The 17,448-nt window shown below is 35.5% G+C and carries 20 protein-coding genes; 15 read left to right on the forward strand and 5 right to left on the reverse strand.

Translation table 11 applies throughout. From position 1 onward, the window contains the following. Both ilvD and PHV37_00300 read left to right on the forward strand, forming a co-directional pair. The gene (gene ilvD, locus PHV37_00295) at positions 1 to 1,662 is read left to right on the forward strand and encodes a dihydroxy-acid dehydratase (GenBank protein ID MDD3236518.1); all 1,662 of its coding nucleotides are present in this window, start codon (positions 1 to 3) and stop codon (positions 1,660 to 1,662) included. 271 nt (positions 1,663 to 1,933) lie between these two features. Further along, positions 1,934 to 2,152, forward strand: a complete 219-nt coding sequence (locus tag PHV37_00300) for a hypothetical protein (GenBank protein MDD3236519.1) — start codon at positions 1,934 to 1,936, stop codon at positions 2,150 to 2,152. Between the two features lie 106 nt (positions 2,153 to 2,258). On the opposite strand, the gene PHV37_00305 is transcribed toward PHV37_00300, so the two are convergent. Beyond that, on the reverse strand, positions 2,259 to 3,611 hold the full coding sequence (locus PHV37_00305; protein MDD3236520.1) for a dicarboxylate/amino acid:cation symporter: 1,353 nt from the start codon (positions 3,609 to 3,611) through the stop codon (positions 2,259 to 2,261). A gap of 169 nt (positions 3,612 to 3,780) precedes the next feature. On the opposite strand from PHV37_00305, the gene murC reads away from it, so the two are divergent. The 12 genes from murC to PHV37_00365 all read left to right on the forward strand — a co-directional run bounded on the left by murC (position 3,781) and on the right by PHV37_00365 (position 13,193). Continuing rightward, a complete protein-coding gene (gene murC, locus PHV37_00310; GenBank protein ID MDD3236521.1) occupies positions 3,781 to 5,175 on the forward strand; it encodes a UDP-N-acetylmuramate--L-alanine ligase in 1,395 nt (464 codons plus the stop codon). After that, entirely contained in the window at positions 5,175 to 6,104 is a 930-nt protein-coding gene (gene murB / locus PHV37_00315; GenBank protein MDD3236522.1) for a UDP-N-acetylmuramate dehydrogenase, read from the forward strand. Before murC ends, murB begins: the two co-directional genes overlap by 1 nt. Next, on the forward strand, positions 6,059 to 7,012 hold the full coding sequence (locus tag PHV37_00320) for a D-alanine--D-alanine ligase (GenBank protein MDD3236523.1): 954 nt from the start codon (positions 6,059 to 6,061) through the stop codon (positions 7,010 to 7,012). The genes murB and PHV37_00320 overlap by 46 nt, the downstream gene beginning before the upstream one ends. Position 7,013: 1 nt before the next feature. Further along, positions 7,014 to 7,898, forward strand: a complete 885-nt coding sequence (locus tag PHV37_00325; GenBank protein ID MDD3236524.1) for an FtsQ-type POTRA domain-containing protein — start codon at positions 7,014 to 7,016, stop codon at positions 7,896 to 7,898. Between the two features lie 262 nt (positions 7,899 to 8,160). Beyond that, positions 8,161 to 8,664 (forward strand): 30S ribosomal protein S5, encoded by a 504-nt coding sequence (gene rpsE / locus PHV37_00330; GenBank protein MDD3236525.1) that lies wholly within the window; start codon positions 8,161 to 8,163, stop codon positions 8,662 to 8,664. A 15-nt stretch (positions 8,665 to 8,679) separates the two neighbouring features. Beyond that, a complete protein-coding gene (gene rpmD / locus PHV37_00335; protein MDD3236526.1) occupies positions 8,680 to 8,868 on the forward strand; it encodes a 50S ribosomal protein L30 in 189 nt (62 codons plus the stop codon). A gap of 32 nt (positions 8,869 to 8,900) precedes the next feature. Next, positions 8,901 to 9,353 (forward strand): 50S ribosomal protein L15, encoded by a 453-nt coding sequence (gene rplO / locus PHV37_00340; protein MDD3236527.1) that lies wholly within the window; start codon positions 8,901 to 8,903, stop codon positions 9,351 to 9,353. After that, positions 9,353 to 10,696 (forward strand): preprotein translocase subunit SecY, encoded by a 1,344-nt coding sequence (secY, locus tag PHV37_00345; protein ID MDD3236528.1) that lies wholly within the window; start codon positions 9,353 to 9,355, stop codon positions 10,694 to 10,696. The genes rplO and secY overlap by 1 nt, the downstream gene beginning before the upstream one ends. A gap of 102 nt (positions 10,697 to 10,798) precedes the next feature. Then, entirely contained in the window at positions 10,799 to 11,440 is a 642-nt protein-coding gene (locus tag PHV37_00350; GenBank protein ID MDD3236529.1) for an adenylate kinase, read from the forward strand. Further along, positions 11,440 to 12,192, forward strand: a complete 753-nt coding sequence (gene map, locus PHV37_00355; GenBank protein ID MDD3236530.1) for a type I methionyl aminopeptidase — start codon at positions 11,440 to 11,442, stop codon at positions 12,190 to 12,192. Before PHV37_00350 ends, map begins: the two co-directional genes overlap by 1 nt. A gap of 56 nt (positions 12,193 to 12,248) precedes the next feature. Beyond that, on the forward strand, positions 12,249 to 12,758 hold the full coding sequence (locus PHV37_00360; protein MDD3236531.1) for a bifunctional nuclease family protein: 510 nt from the start codon (positions 12,249 to 12,251) through the stop codon (positions 12,756 to 12,758). A gap of 237 nt (positions 12,759 to 12,995) precedes the next feature. Further along, on the forward strand, positions 12,996 to 13,193 hold the full coding sequence (locus PHV37_00365; protein ID MDD3236532.1) for a DUF1858 domain-containing protein: 198 nt from the start codon (positions 12,996 to 12,998) through the stop codon (positions 13,191 to 13,193). 160 nt (positions 13,194 to 13,353) lie between these two features. On the opposite strand, the gene PHV37_00370 is transcribed toward PHV37_00365, so the two are convergent. Next, positions 13,354 to 13,506: a hypothetical protein gene (locus PHV37_00370; GenBank protein ID MDD3236533.1), complete on the reverse strand. Its 153-nt coding sequence runs from the start codon at positions 13,504 to 13,506 to the stop codon at positions 13,354 to 13,356. A gap of 157 nt (positions 13,507 to 13,663) precedes the next feature. Between PHV37_00370 and ricT the strand changes: the two genes are divergently transcribed. Beyond that, entirely contained in the window at positions 13,664 to 14,581 is a 918-nt protein-coding gene (gene ricT, locus PHV37_00375; GenBank protein ID MDD3236534.1) for a regulatory iron-sulfur-containing complex subunit RicT, read from the forward strand. Here the strand turns inward: ricT and PHV37_00380 are convergent. The 3 genes from PHV37_00380 to rpsB form a co-directional block, all read right to left on the reverse strand. Beyond that, entirely contained in the window at positions 14,578 to 15,576 is a 999-nt protein-coding gene (locus tag PHV37_00380; protein ID MDD3236535.1) for a HAMP domain-containing sensor histidine kinase, read from the reverse strand. The genes ricT and PHV37_00380 overlap by 4 nt on opposite strands. 87 nt (positions 15,577 to 15,663) lie before the next feature. Further along, a complete protein-coding gene (gene tsf / locus PHV37_00385) occupies positions 15,664 to 16,524 on the reverse strand; it encodes a translation elongation factor Ts (protein MDD3236536.1) in 861 nt (286 codons plus the stop codon). Positions 16,525 to 16,610: 86 nt separating this feature from the next. Continuing rightward, a complete protein-coding gene (gene rpsB / locus PHV37_00390; protein ID MDD3236537.1) occupies positions 16,611 to 17,408 on the reverse strand; it encodes a 30S ribosomal protein S2 in 798 nt (265 codons plus the stop codon). Positions 17,409 to 17,448: the final 40 nt, after the last annotated feature.

Here is a 17,448-nt window from a genome sequence, read left to right on the forward strand (position 1 = left end):
ATGAAAAGTGATAATCTAAAAAAAGGTATTAATCACGCACCGCACAGGGCACTGCTTTATGCTACGGGTGTTTCAAAAGAAGGTATGAAAAAACCTTTTATCGGAATTGCAAGTTCGTTTTCCGAATTGGTTCCCGGGCACGTAAATATGCGTGACTTGGAAAGATATATTGAAAAAGGTATCCACTCCGGTGGCGGTCAGTCTTTTATTTTCGGGGTTCCAGCAGTTTGTGACGGAATTGCTATGGGGCATAGCGGAATGAAATATTCACTTCCTTCAAGAGATTTGATAGCTGATTGTGTTGAAACGGTCGCTTCCGCCCATCAGTTAGATGGATTAATTTTGCTTACAAATTGCGACAAAATCACCCCGGGGATGTTGATTGCAGCGTTAAGGCTTGATATTCCTTGTCTTGTTGTTACCGCAGGTCCTATGCTTGAAGGTAGCTGTAAAAATGAAAAATTAACTTTCATAAGAGGTTCATTTGAGGCAATCGGCAGATATCGTAACGGCGAAATAACAGAAGAAAAATTATACGAATTAGAACAAGAATGTTGCCCCGGAGCAGGTTCTTGTCAAGGATTATATACGGCAAATACTATGGCTTGCCTGACTGAGGTTATTGGCATGAGCTTGCCGTTCTGTGCTACAGCTTCTTCTGTGTCAGCTAAGAAGAAAAGGATTGCGTTTGACAGCGGTATGGAAATTGTCAAAATGGTTGAAAATGATGTGAAACCATCTGATATTATTACAAAAAAATCTTTGCGAAATGCTATCATAACAGATTTGGCTCTTGGCGGTTCTACAAATTCTATTCTTCATCTTCTCGCAATCGCTACTGCTGCAGGTGTCGATATTTCATTAGAAGATTTTAATGAATTAAGTCATAAAATACCTCAAATATTAAAGTTAGACCCGTCTTCGACATTGACGATGTCTGACTTAGACAATGCTGGTGGAATCCCCGGTGTTATCAAAACTATTTATGGGCATACTCCTGAATTCAATGATACTAAATCTGCGTGTGGAATTACGACAAAAGAAATTGCAGAAAAAGCTTGGGCTGACAATGATGTTATCAAAACAATAGAAAATCCGATAACCTCAAATCCGGGGTTGGCTGTTTTGTACGGAAATCTTGCAGAGCAAGGTGCTGTTGTGAAAATTTCAGGCGTTGAAAAAGAATGTTTGACTTTTGAAGGTAAGGCTAAAGTTTACACTTCAGAAGAAGCCGCTATGAGGGCTATAGAGGCTGATGAGGTCGTGGCTGGAGATGTTGTTGTAATTACCTACGAAGGACCTAAGGGCGGCCCCGGAATGAGGGAGATGCTTGCTCCTACTTCTTTAATAGTCGGTAAAGGTTTAGGCAAAAAAGTCGCTTTGATTACCGATGGACGTTTTTCAGGTGGCACAAGAGGGCTTTGTATTGGACATATTTGTCCTGAAGCTCCTGATGGCGGCTTGATTGGGCTGGTAGAAAACGGCGACAAAATCAAAATTGATATACCTAACAGAAAACTTACCCTTGATGTCCCCGATAGTGTTATCGCTGAAAGAAAAGCAAAATTTGTATTGCCTCAACCAAAAGAACGCAAGGGCTATCTAGCTAAATATGCTCGAACTGTAAAAAGTGCAAATTTAGGTGCAGTAACAGGCGTCTAAATTGTAAAATTTAGCAATTTTGGCATGTATCCATGCTGAATATATGTAGTGGAAATCGTGATTTTTTAACAAATTCACGATTTCTTTTTTCTTTGAATATGTCTATGTTCCCATTATGACTGAAATCAGAGAGTATGTATCAGAATGTAATAATTTGCCTCCGGTTGCCTTGAAAATGAAAACGGAAAAGCTATAATAAAATTAAGCTAAAAAACAGTTCAAGAGTGAACTTAACACTTGGGGAAAATAAAATATTTTTGGAGGATTTATCGTGCTTAGAAGCAGAGATATGGGAAGAGCTATTGCAGTCAGAAGATGGACCAATACCGCTCTTGAATGCTATAAGAGAGGCTGTGTATGTGAAGGATGCTTTTATTCTGATTTTTTCAACGGCACATCACAACGTTGCCAAATGAAAGCTTCCGTTTTGGAATTGGTTAGGGTTTTAGGAAAACCTGATGTAGAAATGCAACAAGTCTTGATTGACTAAGTTTAAAGCTTTAAATAAATAGAGGTTCTTTCTAGAGCCTCTTTTTTAGTGCAATAAAAAACCTGAACTAAAAAGCTCAGGTTTTTTTTGTTTAGATTTAAACCTCTTAAATTATCTCTTTATAAGATTCAGGATTATTCAACAAATCATAGTTTATTTCGTTTTCGTTATCAGCTATAACAGCTGCGACGACGGCGTCACTGGTGACATTTACCATAGTCCTTAACATATCTACTATTCTTTCCATAGCAAACAAGAATGCGAACCCTTCTACGAGTTGGTGAGGTGTCAATCCAAGGCCGTTTAATACAAGAGCGATGGTGATAAGACCTGCTCCCGGTATTCCTGCACAGGTGCTTGAAGCGATGATTGCAAGTATGATTACTTGGATTATTTGAATAGGTTCAAGAGTTACGCCGTAAGCTTGAGTTAAGAAGAATACAGCTACCACTTGGAATAAAGCGGTTGCGTCCATATTTAATGTTGCACCTAACGGCAAAACGAAACTGCAAACTTTATGAGAGATACCTCTTTTTTCACAGCAGGCAATTGTCAAAGGCAATGTTGCAGAACTGCTGGCTGTACCGAAAGCTACCATCATAGCTTCAGTTATCGCTGTATAGAAAGTTAAGATAGGTACTTTGCTGAAAATTTTCATTAAGAGTGGATAAATTATAAACAGTTGAGCACCAAAACCCAATAATAATACTAAGAAGTATTTCGAGATGCTGTCAAAAATTGAGGCACCAAATGATGAAACTGCAACTGCTGTTAATGCAAAAATACCAGGAGCTGCAAGGTACATAATCCAATCTGTAACCTTCATCGTGGCGGCAAAAATGGATTCAAAGAATGAAACTACAGGTCTGTTAATTTCGCCCACTTTTGCAAGAGCGATAGCAAATACCAAAACAAAGAATATAATCGGAATCATATCGCCTTTAGATAGTGATTCTAATGGGTTTTGAGGTATTAAATTCAAGAATATTTGAGAAATATTGCCACGTTGCTCTGTAATAGCGTGGTGAACTTGAGCTTGAATTTCAACCGCAGAAGTTTGGTTGATATAATGTTGAGCACCGATGCCAGGTTTGATACCTATAGCGAGAATTGCACCCAAAACAGCTGCTAAGACAGTGATTATACCATAGTATAAAATCATCTTAGAGCCGAATTTGCCTAATTGTTTGTTGTCGCCGATGCTTGAAATCCCAACAATAATAGCACTAAATACTAACGGAATAACGACCATCTGAATTAATCTAATGAATGCTTGACCGATAAATGTTAAAACGCTTAATAAAACACTAATCATGTGATTATTAATTTCACCCGTTACCGAGCGGTGGGAGTGTATAATTATACCTAAAATTATACCGGCAATCAGCCCGAAGAAAATGTGTCCGTTTCGCTTAATGCCTAGTCCCAAGGCGATTAGCACCTGCATATGTAATTTCATAAAATACCTCTTTAATTTTTTCTACTTTACAGCAAAATCCATTGTACTATTTTTTTCAAATTTAGACAACAATACAAACAATGGATTTTTTGTTTTTCGTTCACAGAAATTAAATTTTGTACTAATATATATATTATAAATTATAGAAGACAGTTGTAGGTTTTTAATTATGTTAGGTGACAAAAACAAGAGATTTCATTTTATAGCAATTGGCGGAGTCGGTATGAGCGGGCTTGCTAAATACCTTTTGCAAGAGGGGTACAAGGTTTCAGGTTCAGATGTTTCTGATAGTAAATATGTTGCTCAGGTTAGGGATTTGGGTGCTATTGTCAGCATTGGGCATAAGGCTCATAATGTCGATGGGGCAGATGTTGTTATTGCCAGTACTGCAATAAAAGCTGACAATGTAGAAATACAGCGTGCAAAAGAACTTAATATTCCCGTTATTCACAGGTCTGATTTATTGCAGTCAATTGCGAAAGTATTTTCGGAGAACCCGAAGTCTAATTTTATGGGCTTTTCTGGTACTCACGGCAAAACTACAACAAGCGGTTTATGCTCTTATTTGCTTGAAAAAGCCGGATTAAAACCATCATTTGTTGTCGGCGGAATTATTCCTGAACTTCACACAAATGCTCAATTTGCTTCGCATGATTATTTTGCAGCAGAATTAGATGAGTCTGATGGCACAATTCTTAAGTACCAACCTGATACAAGTGTTATCAATAATCTTGAACTTGACCATGTCGATTTCTATAAAAATGGATTTGAAGATTTGTTGAATACTTTTTCAACTTACTTAAATAATTTAAAACCTAACGCAAAAGTGATTATAAATACGGATTGCGAGGGCAATCTTGAGTTAATGAAACGAAATCCCAATAAAAAATATATTACATTCGGACTCAAAAATGCGGATTATGTCGCAGAAAATATTAAATTTATTGGCTTTGGCTCTGAATTTAATGTGAACAAAAATGGAAAAATTATCACTACAATCAAACTTTCGGTTCCCGGATATCATAATGTTTATAACTCATTAGCAGTTTTCATAGCTTTATATGAAGCAGGTATCTGCCCTGAAAAATTCGTTAAACACTTCGAAACTTTTTCGGGTATGGGAAGACGCTTCCAAAAAAGTGCTGAATTTGGCGGAATAACAGTTGTTGACGATTATGCTCACCACCCGAGTGAAATCAAAGCTACGCTGACTGCGTTAAAAGAAATAAAAGGACACCGCATTGTCGCTGTTTTTCAACCACACAGATATTCAAGATTTATAGGGCTTTGGGACGAATTTTTAAATGCTTTTGACTCAATCGACAAATTAATTGTCGTTGATGTTTTCGCTGCGTCTGAAAAACCACTTACAGAAGCTGATCCTGCAAAATTTGTAAAACAAATCTGCCACAAAGATGCGGTCTATATCTCCGGCAAAATGGACGAAGCGGCTAAAAAAATATTGCCACTATTGAAGCCATCTGATATAGTTTTAACATTGGGTGCGGGCGATGTTACGAAAATCGGACCTCTTATGAATGAAATCTATAATCGGGGCAATTAATGATGGATATTGAAACTCAAAAGGACTATGACATAAAGCTTCACACCACTTTTAAAATCGGTGGTCCGGCTAAAAATGTTTATTTCCCGAAAACGGTTCAAGAACTTGTCTTTTTGCTCAAAAAAAATCCGAATTCAATTGTCTTGGGAAGCTGCTCTAATATTATAGTTTCATCAGATGGCGTAGAAGAAGATGTCATTATAACTTCAAAACTTTCAGATTTTTTATTTTCGGGAAATTCTATAAAAGTTTCCTGTGGCACAAGAGCACCATTGCTTTCAAAAGAATGTTTGGCTCAAAATCTTTCCGGTTTTGAATTTATGATTGGTTTCCCGGGGTCAATGGGCGGAATGGTCAATATGAATGCGTCTGCTCATTCGCAGGCTGTTTCTGATAAATTTGTGAGTGCAAAAGTTTTTGACAGAAATTCTAAACAGATATTGAATCTTTCAAAAAATGATATGATGTTTGATTATAGGACATCAATTTTGGCGAAAAAACCTTATGTACTTTTAGAGGCTGTCTTTGACTTGCAGCCGAAAGAAAAAGCCGAAATTGAAGAGTTAATGCAACGAAACCTTGAGTTTAGAAAATTGCATCAACCATCTTTGAAATTGCCAAATGTAGGAAGTATTTTTAAAAATCCTGAAAATGATTCAGCTGGCAGGCTTTTGGATTTGTCAGGGGCCAAAGAACTTTCCTTTGGTGGGGCAAAAGTGTGGGAAAATCACGCAAACTTCATTGTAAATGTATCAAATGCGACTTCTCACGATATAATTAATTTAATGTATAAAATGTATTCTCTTGTCAAAGAAAAATATACAATCGAGTTAAAATCAGAAGTGAAATTTATAGGTAAAACGGATATAGAAGAAGATAAATTATGGCAAAAATTAACAGGAAAAAATATTCAGACGATACAAAAATAGCTGTATTAAACGGCGGAATGTCCAGTGAACGTGAGGTTTCTTTACGTTCCGGTAAAAATGTGTTTGAAGCATTAAAAAGGCTCGGGTATAAAAATGTTGAGCTTGTTGATGTTGATAAAAATGTTGCTCAAAAATTACAAGAAGGAAATTTTAAAGTAGCTTTTAATGCTCTTCACGGAAAATACGGCGAAGACGGTTGTATCCAAGGGCTTTTAGAATTGTTGGGTATCGAATATACGGGTTGCGGTGTTTTTTCAAGTGCAGCGTGTATGAATAAGCAAAATACCAAAAATATATTGAAAAATTTCCCGAATATCCCTTTGATAAAATCAGTTTTCATCAGACAAAATGAAAATGTAAAAGAAAAAGTCCAAGGATTGAATTATCCAATGATGATAAAACCTGTCTCTGAAGGTTCAAGTATTGGTATGTATAAGGTTGAAACACCTGCTCAACTTGAAGAATTTTTCAACAAGGCATTATCTTGCAAGCAAGATATTATGATAGAAGAATATTTAGTCGGTGTTTGTGCGACAGTTGGCGTTCTTGATGATGAGGACAAAACTTTTGCGACTGAAATCTTGGAAATCAGGCCGAAAACAGAATGGTATGACTATGAGTCAAAATATACAGCAGGAATGACCGAGTTTATACTCCCTGCGGAATTGACTGATGACATGACAAAAAGAGTCAAAGAAATTGCTGTAAAAGCTCACAGAGCTTGCTCTTGCTCGGGTGTTAGCAGAGTAGACTTTTTGATAGTTGACGATATTCCTTATGTTTTAGAAATCAACACAAGCCCGGGAATGACCGATTTGAGCGACCTTCCTGCTCAGGCAAATGCAATGGGAATTACTTACGACGAACTTGTTTTGACAATTTTGAATAACGCAGGCTTAAACCGATAAGATGGAACAAAACGATTCAATACAACGCAGAATAAAAGCTAATCAAATGCAACGTGAGGTGCGTCGCACTCAGCTTAAAGTTCGCAGAATTTTTGCAATTGTGCGTTTTTTGATTGTTTTGTGCTTGATATTTTTTACATACCGTTTGGTAAAATGTCATTATTGGTATGTCAACAAAGCTGCATTTAATTCACCTCAAAATCAGTATTTGAAGATTGTAGGTAATGAAATTACGCCAGATTATAAAATTCTCGATGCGTTGAGAAAAATCCCTATTGAAAATCACCCCGTATATGTAATTGATACCGCCAAGATGGCAAAAGAAGTCATGAAAATAGATACGATAAAACGTGTTTATATCCGTAGGTTTTGGATGCCCGGAAGGTTTACTGTTATTGTCGATGAGCGTAAGCCGCTTTTGATAATTTCGCCTAAAGAAAAAGTTCCTCCGATTGCATTTTTTACAGAAGAAGGTAAACTCATTGGCAGAGAATATCTTCCTTTGCGTAAATCATACAATACAACGCTCGTTTTAACCTATGGAACTCGTGGAGATGATTATCGTCATTGGGATTTGGCTAAAATAAAATTATTGGATAAATTGTCAAAATCAGTAACTGCTTATTCAAAGGAAAAAGTTCTATATATAGACATGCGTAATCCTCGAGATGTTTATGTTCAAATACCTAGTGCGAAATTGCGATTGGGTGATTTGGATTATTCAGTATTTAAAAGAATTCAGTCAATCAGTTCAATTTTGCCGGAGGTTAAATCTTTCCAAAATAAGGTAAAATATGTCGATTTGAGATGGGAAGAAACTAACTATTTAAAATTGAAATACAACACAAAAGAAGGCGACACACCCGCTGAGGTTATTGAAGATTAGTAAGGATGTTGCTACTTTTTTTCTATGTAAAGATTGTTATTCTATAACTTTTGAGCCTATTGCATAATATTTTTTATATTATATGATAATAAGGTCAGAAAATTTAAAACTCCATAAGAAACATGCTCTAGCAAATTGATGTAAATCAATAGCCCGATTGAGGTATGTTTTTTTTATTACAAAAATATTAAAGTTACTAGATGAAAGGTAATTCAAAGTGGAAGAAACTAAAGAAACAAAAGTAAGATCTAAAAAAAGAAAAATTGAAACTAAAGAAGAAGCTCCGCAATCAGAATGGAAAGAACAAGTTATCCAAATCAGCAGAGTTACTAAAGTTGTAAAAGGTGGTAAAAAATTAAGTTTTAGAGCTATCGTAATTGTCGGTAATAAAAAAGGTCAAGTAGGCGTAGGTTGTGCTAAAGCAGCTGAAGTAATTATCGCTATCCAAAAAGCAGTAGCTGACGGAAGAAAAAATCTTGTATCAGTTCCTATCTTTAAAACCACAATTCCTCATCCGATTACAGGCGATTCAGGTGCTGGTAGCGTTATGCTAAGACCTGCTTCACAAGGTACAGGTGTTATCGCAGGTGGTGCTGTTCGTGCAGTTCTTGAACTTGCAGGTATCGAAAATATCTTGAGTAAATCTTTAGGCTCAAAATCTCCATTGAACGCTGCAAATGCTACAATGGAAGCTCTAAAGAACTTGAGAAACTTCTCAGATGTTGCTAAAAAACGTGGTATCACAGTAAAAGAAATGCTTAACTAAAAGGAAATATAAACAATGGCTAATAAAACAGAAAAAATTCAAATTAAATTGGTAAAAAGCTTAATCGGTTCCACTAAAAAACAAATTAGTGTTGCTAAAGGTTTAGGCTTGTCTAAAACAAATCAAGTGGTTGAACATTACGCATCTCCAACAATTTTGGGTATGGTTAATGCTATTCCTCACTTGGTTCAAATAGTTAAATAACAACAAAAATATATAAGAAAGGTAATTATAAAATGTCAGAAAGAATAACTCTAGAAGATTTAAGACCTGCTGACGGTGCTACTTCTAAAACTAAAAGAGTAGGCAGAGGCAGAGCTTCAGGACACGGAAAAACTTCTTGTCGCGGTAATAACGGCGAAGGTCAAAGATCAGGCAGAAGCTCAAAAAGAGGATTTGAAGGCGGACAAATGCCGGGTTACAGACAAATGCCTAAATTGAAAGGCTTTACTAACTTCAACGCTATTAAATACGCTGAAATTAATGTTTGTGACTTCGAAACTCTTGGTAAAGATGAAATTACACTTGAGGTTTTGAAAGAAATGGGCAAAGCTCATTCTTCAACAGAAGAATTGAGAGTTCTTGGTTGTGGCGATTTGACTAAAGCTGTTACTGTATCAGCTAGATATTTTACAGCTTCAGCTAAAGAAAAAATCGAAAAAGCAGGCGGAAAGGCTCAGTTAGTATAATGCAACAACAAAAGATAAAACCACCATCAATGGATGAATTGGTATCTATGTTTAAGGTATCGGGCATAAAAGAAAAATTAATTTTTACTTTGGTAATGATTGCTGTTTTCCGTTTGTGCATACAACTTCCTTTATTTGGTATAAATAATGAGTTGTTCTCAGCTTTGGCTAGAGATCAAAACATTATCGGGTTTTTAGATATGTTTTCAGGTGGTGCCTTAGGTAATTTATCAATAATTGCTTTGGGCATAGGACCTTATATCACATCTTCAATCATAATGCAGCTTTTGACTGTTGTTATTCCTCAGTTGGAGCAGTTGCAAAAAGAAGAAGGTGAAGCTGGCAGACGCAAGTTGTCACAGTACACTAGATTGTTTACCGTTATTATTGCGGCAGTTCAATCTGTTGTGTTTTTGTTGTTTTTAACAAGAACTGCATCGGCTGCCATTATGCCTGAAGTAAATCATACTATGTTTTTGATTGGCTCAACTATAATTTTGACAGGTGGTTCTGTTTTTGTAATGTGGCTTGCAGAATTAATGACAGAAAAAGGTATCGGAAACGGTGCTTCAATGTTGATTTTCTGCGGTATCATTTCAAGAATCCCAGTCTATGCTGAACGTACAGGACAAATTGTTTCAGATAATCCTGCATTACAACTTGGATTAGTTGTTTTGCTTGCGATTTTCTTTGCGACAATGGTTTTGATTGTCATAATGCACGAAGCTGCGAGAAAAGTTATTATTGTAAATCCGAGAAGACAAGTCGGAAATAAGGTCTATGGCGGAATGAATACGTTTATCCCCTTCAAACTTAATCCTGGAGGTGTTATGCCTATCATCTTTGCAGTAGCGATTTTGTTATTCCCTACTACTGTGTTGAATATAGTAGGGCAGGCTAATTTACCGAACGGCGTTTTGAGTGATGTTATTACAAAACTTTCAATGTTATTCAATCCATCAGGCTGGACTTACAATGCAATATACTTCTTTATGATTGTTGCTTTAACTTTCTTTTATGCGTCTATTATGCCTAATATGCAACCAAAAGAAATTGCAAATAATTTGAAAAAGTATGGCTCATCAATTCCAGGTATAAAACCTGGCAGACCTACTTGTGAAGCGTTGGATAAAATTCTTAGCAGGGTTACATTTATTGGTGCTGTTGGATTAGGTGTTATTGCTTTAATACCGTCTTTAGCCAGCAATATTACCAATATCACAACTTTGCAAGGGCTGGGAGCTACATCTTTAATCATCATGGTTGGGGTTGCTCTTGATTTTATCAATCAAATAAAAACCCATTTACTTGCAAGAAATTATGAAAGTTTTTTAAAAGAGTAAAGACATAAAAACAAAATTATAAGGTAAATGTCATAAGCATTTACCTTTTTTTCGTTCAAGTGGTATAATTATCCTGAATGTTACATTAAAAAGGATTTGTCTATGAAAAAGGAATTAGTCTTTGTCGGACCTCCTGCCAGCGGAAAGGGTACTCAAACTGAGAAATTGGCTGCAGAAACAGGTCTTCCTCACGTTGATACTGGCTCTTTGTTGCGTAGTGCCATAAAATCGGGTTCTGAAATGGGCAAAATTGCAAATAGCTTTATTGAAAAAGGTAATCTTGTACCAACTGAGCTTGTCGCAAAAATAATTCAAGAAAGATTGGCTCAGAAGGATTGCGAAAAAGGCTTTATTTTAGACGGTTATCCAAGAAGCCTTGAGCAAGCTGAAGCTTTAGATTCTATATTGGAAAAGGGCTCAAAACTCAAAGTTATATATTTTGATATCCCTATTGATAACTTAGTTGAAAGAATTGTAAACAGACGTTCTTGTCCAAAATGTGGAGCTATTTTCAATATTAAAACTATGAAGATGAAAGATATCAATAAATGTCAGGCATGTGGAGCCGATTTGGTTCAAAGAGCAGATGATACGGAAGAAATCGCTAAAGCAAGATTTGATACGTATTTCAAACAAACTGCTCCTTTGGTAGATTTTTATGAAAAAAGAGGCGAACTTATCAGATTAGATGCTCAAGGCTCAATTGATGAAGTTTATACAAAATTGAAAGAAGCGATAAAATAATGTCAGTACACAAAAAATCTCGTGAAGAAATTAAATTGATGAAAATTGCAGGCTCAGTTGTTGCAATGGTTCATCAAGAAATGAAAAAGGTAGTAAAACCGGGTGTAAGTACAAAGTATCTTGATGATATTGCTATGCAGGTTATAAAAGATAATAAATGTGAGCCGACATTCTTGGGTTACAATGGCTTTGAGGGATGTATTTGTGCTTCCATCAACGATAAAGTAGTTCATGGAATCCCTTCTAAGGATACCATAATTAAAGACGGCGATATTATTGCTATTGACGTTGGTGCTACTTTTAGGGGACTTGTCGGAGATAGTGCTTGGTCTTATGCTGTCGGTGAAATTGACGATGATAAAAAAAGGTTGATGAAAGCTACAGAAGAGTCACTTTTTGCAGGATTAAGTGTTGTAAAAGATGGCGTTACATTAGATGTTGTCGGCGGTGCGATTGAGGACGTTGCTAATAAATATAATCTCGGTATTGTTCGTCAATACGGTGGACACGGCGTTGGTCATTCAATGCATGAAGAACCTTTTATTTATAACTATCGAGTAGGAAATAAATTTGTTATCAAATCCGGAATGACGCTCGCTATTGAACCGATGTTAAATTTAGGTTGTGATGACGTTCATCAACTAGATGATGGGTGGTCTGTTATGACTAACGACGGCAAGGCTTCAGCCCATTTTGAACATTCTATACTCGTTATAGATGACGGGTGCGAAATTTTAACAAAGCTTCAATGATAAATTGATTGTATCTAGCACTTTAGGCTATAATAAAATCAGAAAGGCTTAAACAAATGATAGAAATGAAAGTTATGGGAATAGCTATCGATACTCGTTCCGGGTCACCAATAGTTGTTCTTCACGATAAAGATAATAGGAAAGCTCTTCCGATTTGGATTGGTTCAGCTGAAGCAAGTGCAATTATCAGAAAAATTGAAAATCTGAATGTGACACGTCCGATGACACATGATTTGATTGTCGATGTAATCAAGCAAACAGGGTTTTCAATAGAAAAAATCGAAATTAATGATGTCGATAAAGAAACTTATTTCGCAACTATTTTTATAGAAAATAACGAAGGAAAAGTCGTTGAAATTGACTCAAGACCATCTGATGCAATTGCTCTTGCGATTAGAGTTGATGCCCCTATTTTCGTTACAGCAAAGGTTTTGGCGGACGGGTCTGTTTCTTGTGATGCTGCAAAAGATGAAGAAGAAGCTCAAGAATTTAGAGATTTTATTCAGAGCATTAAACCTTCTGATTTTGAAAAATTGATTAACAAAGACACAGAATCTGATCAATAAGAAATAAGGTACTTTTAAAGGGCTTTTTATAGTCAATTTTGAAAAGCAGAGGACTGTACCTGTTTTTATAAAGTTTATTTAATTTTGCAGTTTTGAGTCCCATTGTGCTTAGTCCGATGAAGGTTTCGTCGTTTAGGATTTTTTCAAAAAATTGCATATTAAACTTTCTGAATTATTTGTTATATAATAAACTTAATGAAAATAATCAAAAAATCAATAAAATGAAAGGATATCCGAATGGAAAAAGTTACAAAAGAAATGAGCATTATTGATATCGTTCAAGCTCACCCAGAATCACTTGAAGTTTTTGCTAAATATGGTATGGGCTGTATCGGTTGTGCCGCTGCAAAATTTGAAAATTTAGAAGCTGGTGCTAAAGTTCATGGTATCGACCCACAAAAGATGGTTGATGAAATCAATGCAATGATTGATTAGTAATCTATAATTATACTTGTTAAAACCGACTTTTTAAGTCGGTTTTTTAATGGATTGCATAACCAATCTCAAAGTGAACAAGAAGTCACTTTGAGTGTTTACATAAATGTCCGTCAATTCAGACGTAAAAAAATTCCTCTATCTAATTGGTACACTTAACCTATTCTTGTATCTTGACCGGCACTGATGCAAGTTTTGAAAATGCAGTCATTTTTGTACCGAGCTTGATTTCTTTAGGTTCTTTTTTGCCTTCAATGGCTTTTGATTCTTCAAGATTATTCTTGATGATAAATTTCAATAATTGCGGATTCATGTAACTACCCCATAAAAATACCTTACCTACATATATATAAAGTATTTTGAGTTGCAAAAATTGCCTTAATTTTAAGATTTATTTTTAGTCTTCTAAAGCTTTGAGTAAACAATAATAAAAAATATATGATATAATATTTCCAATGAGGTAAAGAAAAATGACGCAATTTGCAGTTAAACTGTTAAAAAATAAATTCTATCCACTGGTTGTGCCTGAGTCTGTTCATGTAGAACAAAACCAGATGATATTGATAAGAACCGAAAAGGGTGAAGAAGTTGCTAAGGCAATAGCTGTGCCTCCCGGTGTTGCAGAAATTTGGAAAAAAAATAAACCCGAAGAACTTCATTTGATTAGAGTTCTAAATGATAAGGATTTAGAATCCTTAAAAGAGCTTGAAGCAATGGAAGAAGAAGGTTACAAAAGCTGCAATGAACTTATAAAACAGCATAAACTTGTTATGAATTTGATTAAATGTAAATATACATTTGATAGAAAAAAAGTTTCATTCTATTATACAGCCCCTGAAAGAGTTGATTTTAGAGGATTGTTGAAAGATTTAACCCAAGTCTTTAAGAGAGTTCGTATTGACCTCAGACATATCGGGGTTAGAGATGAAACCTCATTGTGTCAAGGTAACGGACTATGTGGGCGACCCTTTTGCTGTTGCTCTTTTAAACGTCAATTTGAATCTATAAATATTAAATTGGCTCGTGACCAAGGTATGCCAATAACTCCCGGAAAAATTTCAGGAACTTGCGGAAGATTGCTATGTTGTTTAAACTACGAATATCCGAATTACATTGAAGCTGCTAAAAAAATGTGTCCTGTTGGCTCTGGTGTTATGACTCCTGATGGGGTCGGGTGCGTTTGTTCGCTTCAAATTTTAAATGACAAATTGTCTGTTAAACTTGAAGACGGAAAAATCAAAGAATACAAAAAAGACGAAATCGAAATGGTTGATGTCGATGTTAATATCAATATTGACACGCCTTATAAATATACTGAAGAAACTGAAGAAAATGTTGATATCAAACAGCTTGAAGATGATAAAAACAGCTCTACAGGTAATATTTAAGATTTCGGCAACATTACAGTAAAGGTTGTTTCGCCATCGGCACTAATTACGTCGATGGCACCTTTATGTGCAATCGCAATTTGATTTGCTAGGTAGAGTCCCAATCCGGTCCCGAGTTTGCGGTATTTTTTTGCACCTGAATAATATTTTTTGAAAATCATCTCTAAATCTTCTTTAGAGATACTTTCTCCTTGATTTGTTATATTTATTGATATTTTATCATCAGAATTTATTAATTTTACTTGAATAACGGAGCCTTTTTGGCTAAAAGAAATTGCGTTCAAAAGCAAATTCTTGACTGCTCGTTTTAGTTGAAATCTATCGATGTTGATTTCTTCGTCAAAGTCGGTATCAAAGATTATGTTCATTCCGTTATTTATAGCAATAGGTTGCATTTCTTCAATTATATTTTCAATAAAGTCGACAATTTGCGACTTTTGTTTTTTTAAAACAAGTGCTGTTTGTTGTAGTTTGTATGTTTCTAGCAATATCTCAGACATTTCGATAAGTTCTTCGTTGGAGCTTTTCATAAGGGATAAGGCATGTTTTTGTTTTTCATTCAATGGTCCAAGTCGTTCAGACAAAAGAATTTCGAGAGAGTTAAGTTCAGCTATAATTGGTGTTTTTAAATCGTGAGTCAAAGTTGCGATAAAATCTTCTTTAAATTTTTGAGATTCTTTTTCTAGCTCTATCATTTTTTCAAGCGAGTTGTTCTTTTCAGAAAGACTTTTTTGATATTCTAAAATCATAGCTTCTCTGTCAAATAAAGTTTCAATCAAACGATTTACGGATTTTTGTAGCGGCTTATTCGACAAATCTTTTGACTTTAATGCAAGTTGACCATACCGTACTTTTTGCAATGTATGGGTAAGTTTTTGAAAATCCTTTTGGACAATATTATTTTTTCTTCTTAAAATTAAATATTTGCGAAGCAAAAGTCCAAGTGCAAAAGCACAGAGGATTAATAAAAACAAAAATGTAAAGGAAATTTTCATACCCCGATTATAACATATTAAAACAAAAAGGCGACTTAAAAAGCCACCTTTTGTAGAGTTTAAAATATAAATCAAATAAAGTTAAAATTAGCCTTTAACTTGATTCATAACTTCTTCAGCGAAATTATCGTTTCTTTTTTCAAGACCTTCGCCAAGGTTCCAGCGAGTGAAAGCAGAGATTTCAAATTTGCCGTTTACCAAGTCAGCGATAGTTTCGTCAGGATTTTTAACGAATGGTTGTTCAAGAAGACATTTGTGAGACATAAGTTTGTTTACACGTCCTTCAACGATTTTAGCTCTGATTTGTTCAGGTTTTTTAGCTAAGTCTTCTTTACCCATTTCTATTCTTGTTTCTTCGTCGATAACATCTTGAGGAATTTGAGCTCTTGAAACGAATTCAGGAGCGGAGCTTGCTATATGTAAGCAGATATCTTTTTCAAGAGCTTCATCGGGAGCAGATGTGTTCAAAAGCACACCGATTTTGCCGTTATGGATATATGTTCCTATGTTTCCTTCGTATCTTACAAATCTTCTCAAAGTGATTTTTTCGCCGATTTTTGCGATTTTTTCTTTAATTAATTCTGCAACGCTCATACCTTCAGCGGTTTGAACTTCGCTCAAAGCGTCGATATCAGCAGGATTAGCAGTAACGACCAATTTTGCTATGTCGTTAGCTAATTGTTTAAATTCTTCATTTTTAGCAACGAAGTCAGTTTCGCAGTTGATTTCAAGCATAGCACCTACATTGTCGACGATTGCAGAAGCGATAACGCCTTCAGCAGCAATTCTTGACATTTTTTTGTCTGCAGAAGCTACACCTTTTTGTCTAAGGATTTCTACTGCTTTTTCCATATCACCATCGGTTTCAACCAAGGCTTTTTTAGCATCCATGATGCCGGCACCTGTTTTTTCTCTCAATTCTTTAACTTGTCCAGCTGTTATACTCATCAAAATATCCTTTCTTATTGTGGACATGAGATTTCCACGGTGTGAAAATCTCATGTAAATATTTAAGTGTAAATTAAAAAAATAAACTATTCAGCAGCTACTTCTTGAGTAGTTGTTTTTTCTTCATTAGTTTCTTCGGCAACGCCTGCATCTTCAGCTTTAACAGCTTCAACTTTAGCGTTTTGATTAGCTTTATTTTCTCTTAATTGTTTACCTTCAAGAACGGCGTCAGCCAATTTTGAAGTAATTAATTTGATAGAACGGATAGCGTCATCATTACCAGGAATGATGTAATCGATGCCATCAGGGTTAGCATTTGTATCAGCTAAACAAATAACAGGGATACCAAGTTTGTTAGCTTCAGCAATAGCGATATCTTCTTTCTTTTGGTCGACAACGAATAGAAGATCAGGCATTCCACGCATTTCTTTAATACCGCCTAGAGTCTTAGTTAATTTAGCTAATTTTCTGCTCATTTGGGCAACTTCTTTTTTAGGAAGTCTTTCAGTGTGACCTGATTCAATGAAGCTTTCCATTTCTCTAAGTTTGTTTACTCTGCCTCTAATGGTTTCAAAGTTTGTAAGCATACCGCCGAGCCATCTTCTGTTGATGTAGTAAGAGTTAGCTCTGAGAGCTTCTTCTGCAACTACTTCAGCGGCTTGTTTTTTAGTACCTACGAAAAGTACGTTTTTACCTTTAGCGGCATATTCTCTAACAATAGCGTAAGCTTCATCAAGTTTAGCAGTTGTTTTTCTTAAATCTAAAACATAAATCCCGTTTCTTGCACCATAGATATATGGTTTCATTTTAGGGTTCCAACGTTGTGTTTGGTGACCAAAGTGTACACCTGCGTCGAGTAATTCAATCATTGATGCTACTGGCATCTTTCTTCTCCTTTTGTTTTCTAAACGTGTGGCTTGGCTT

It is taken from the genome of Candidatus Gastranaerophilales bacterium (assembly GCA_028693235.1).
Classification (GTDB): domain Bacteria; phylum Cyanobacteriota; class Vampirovibrionia; order Gastranaerophilales; family Gastranaerophilaceae; genus JAQUVW01.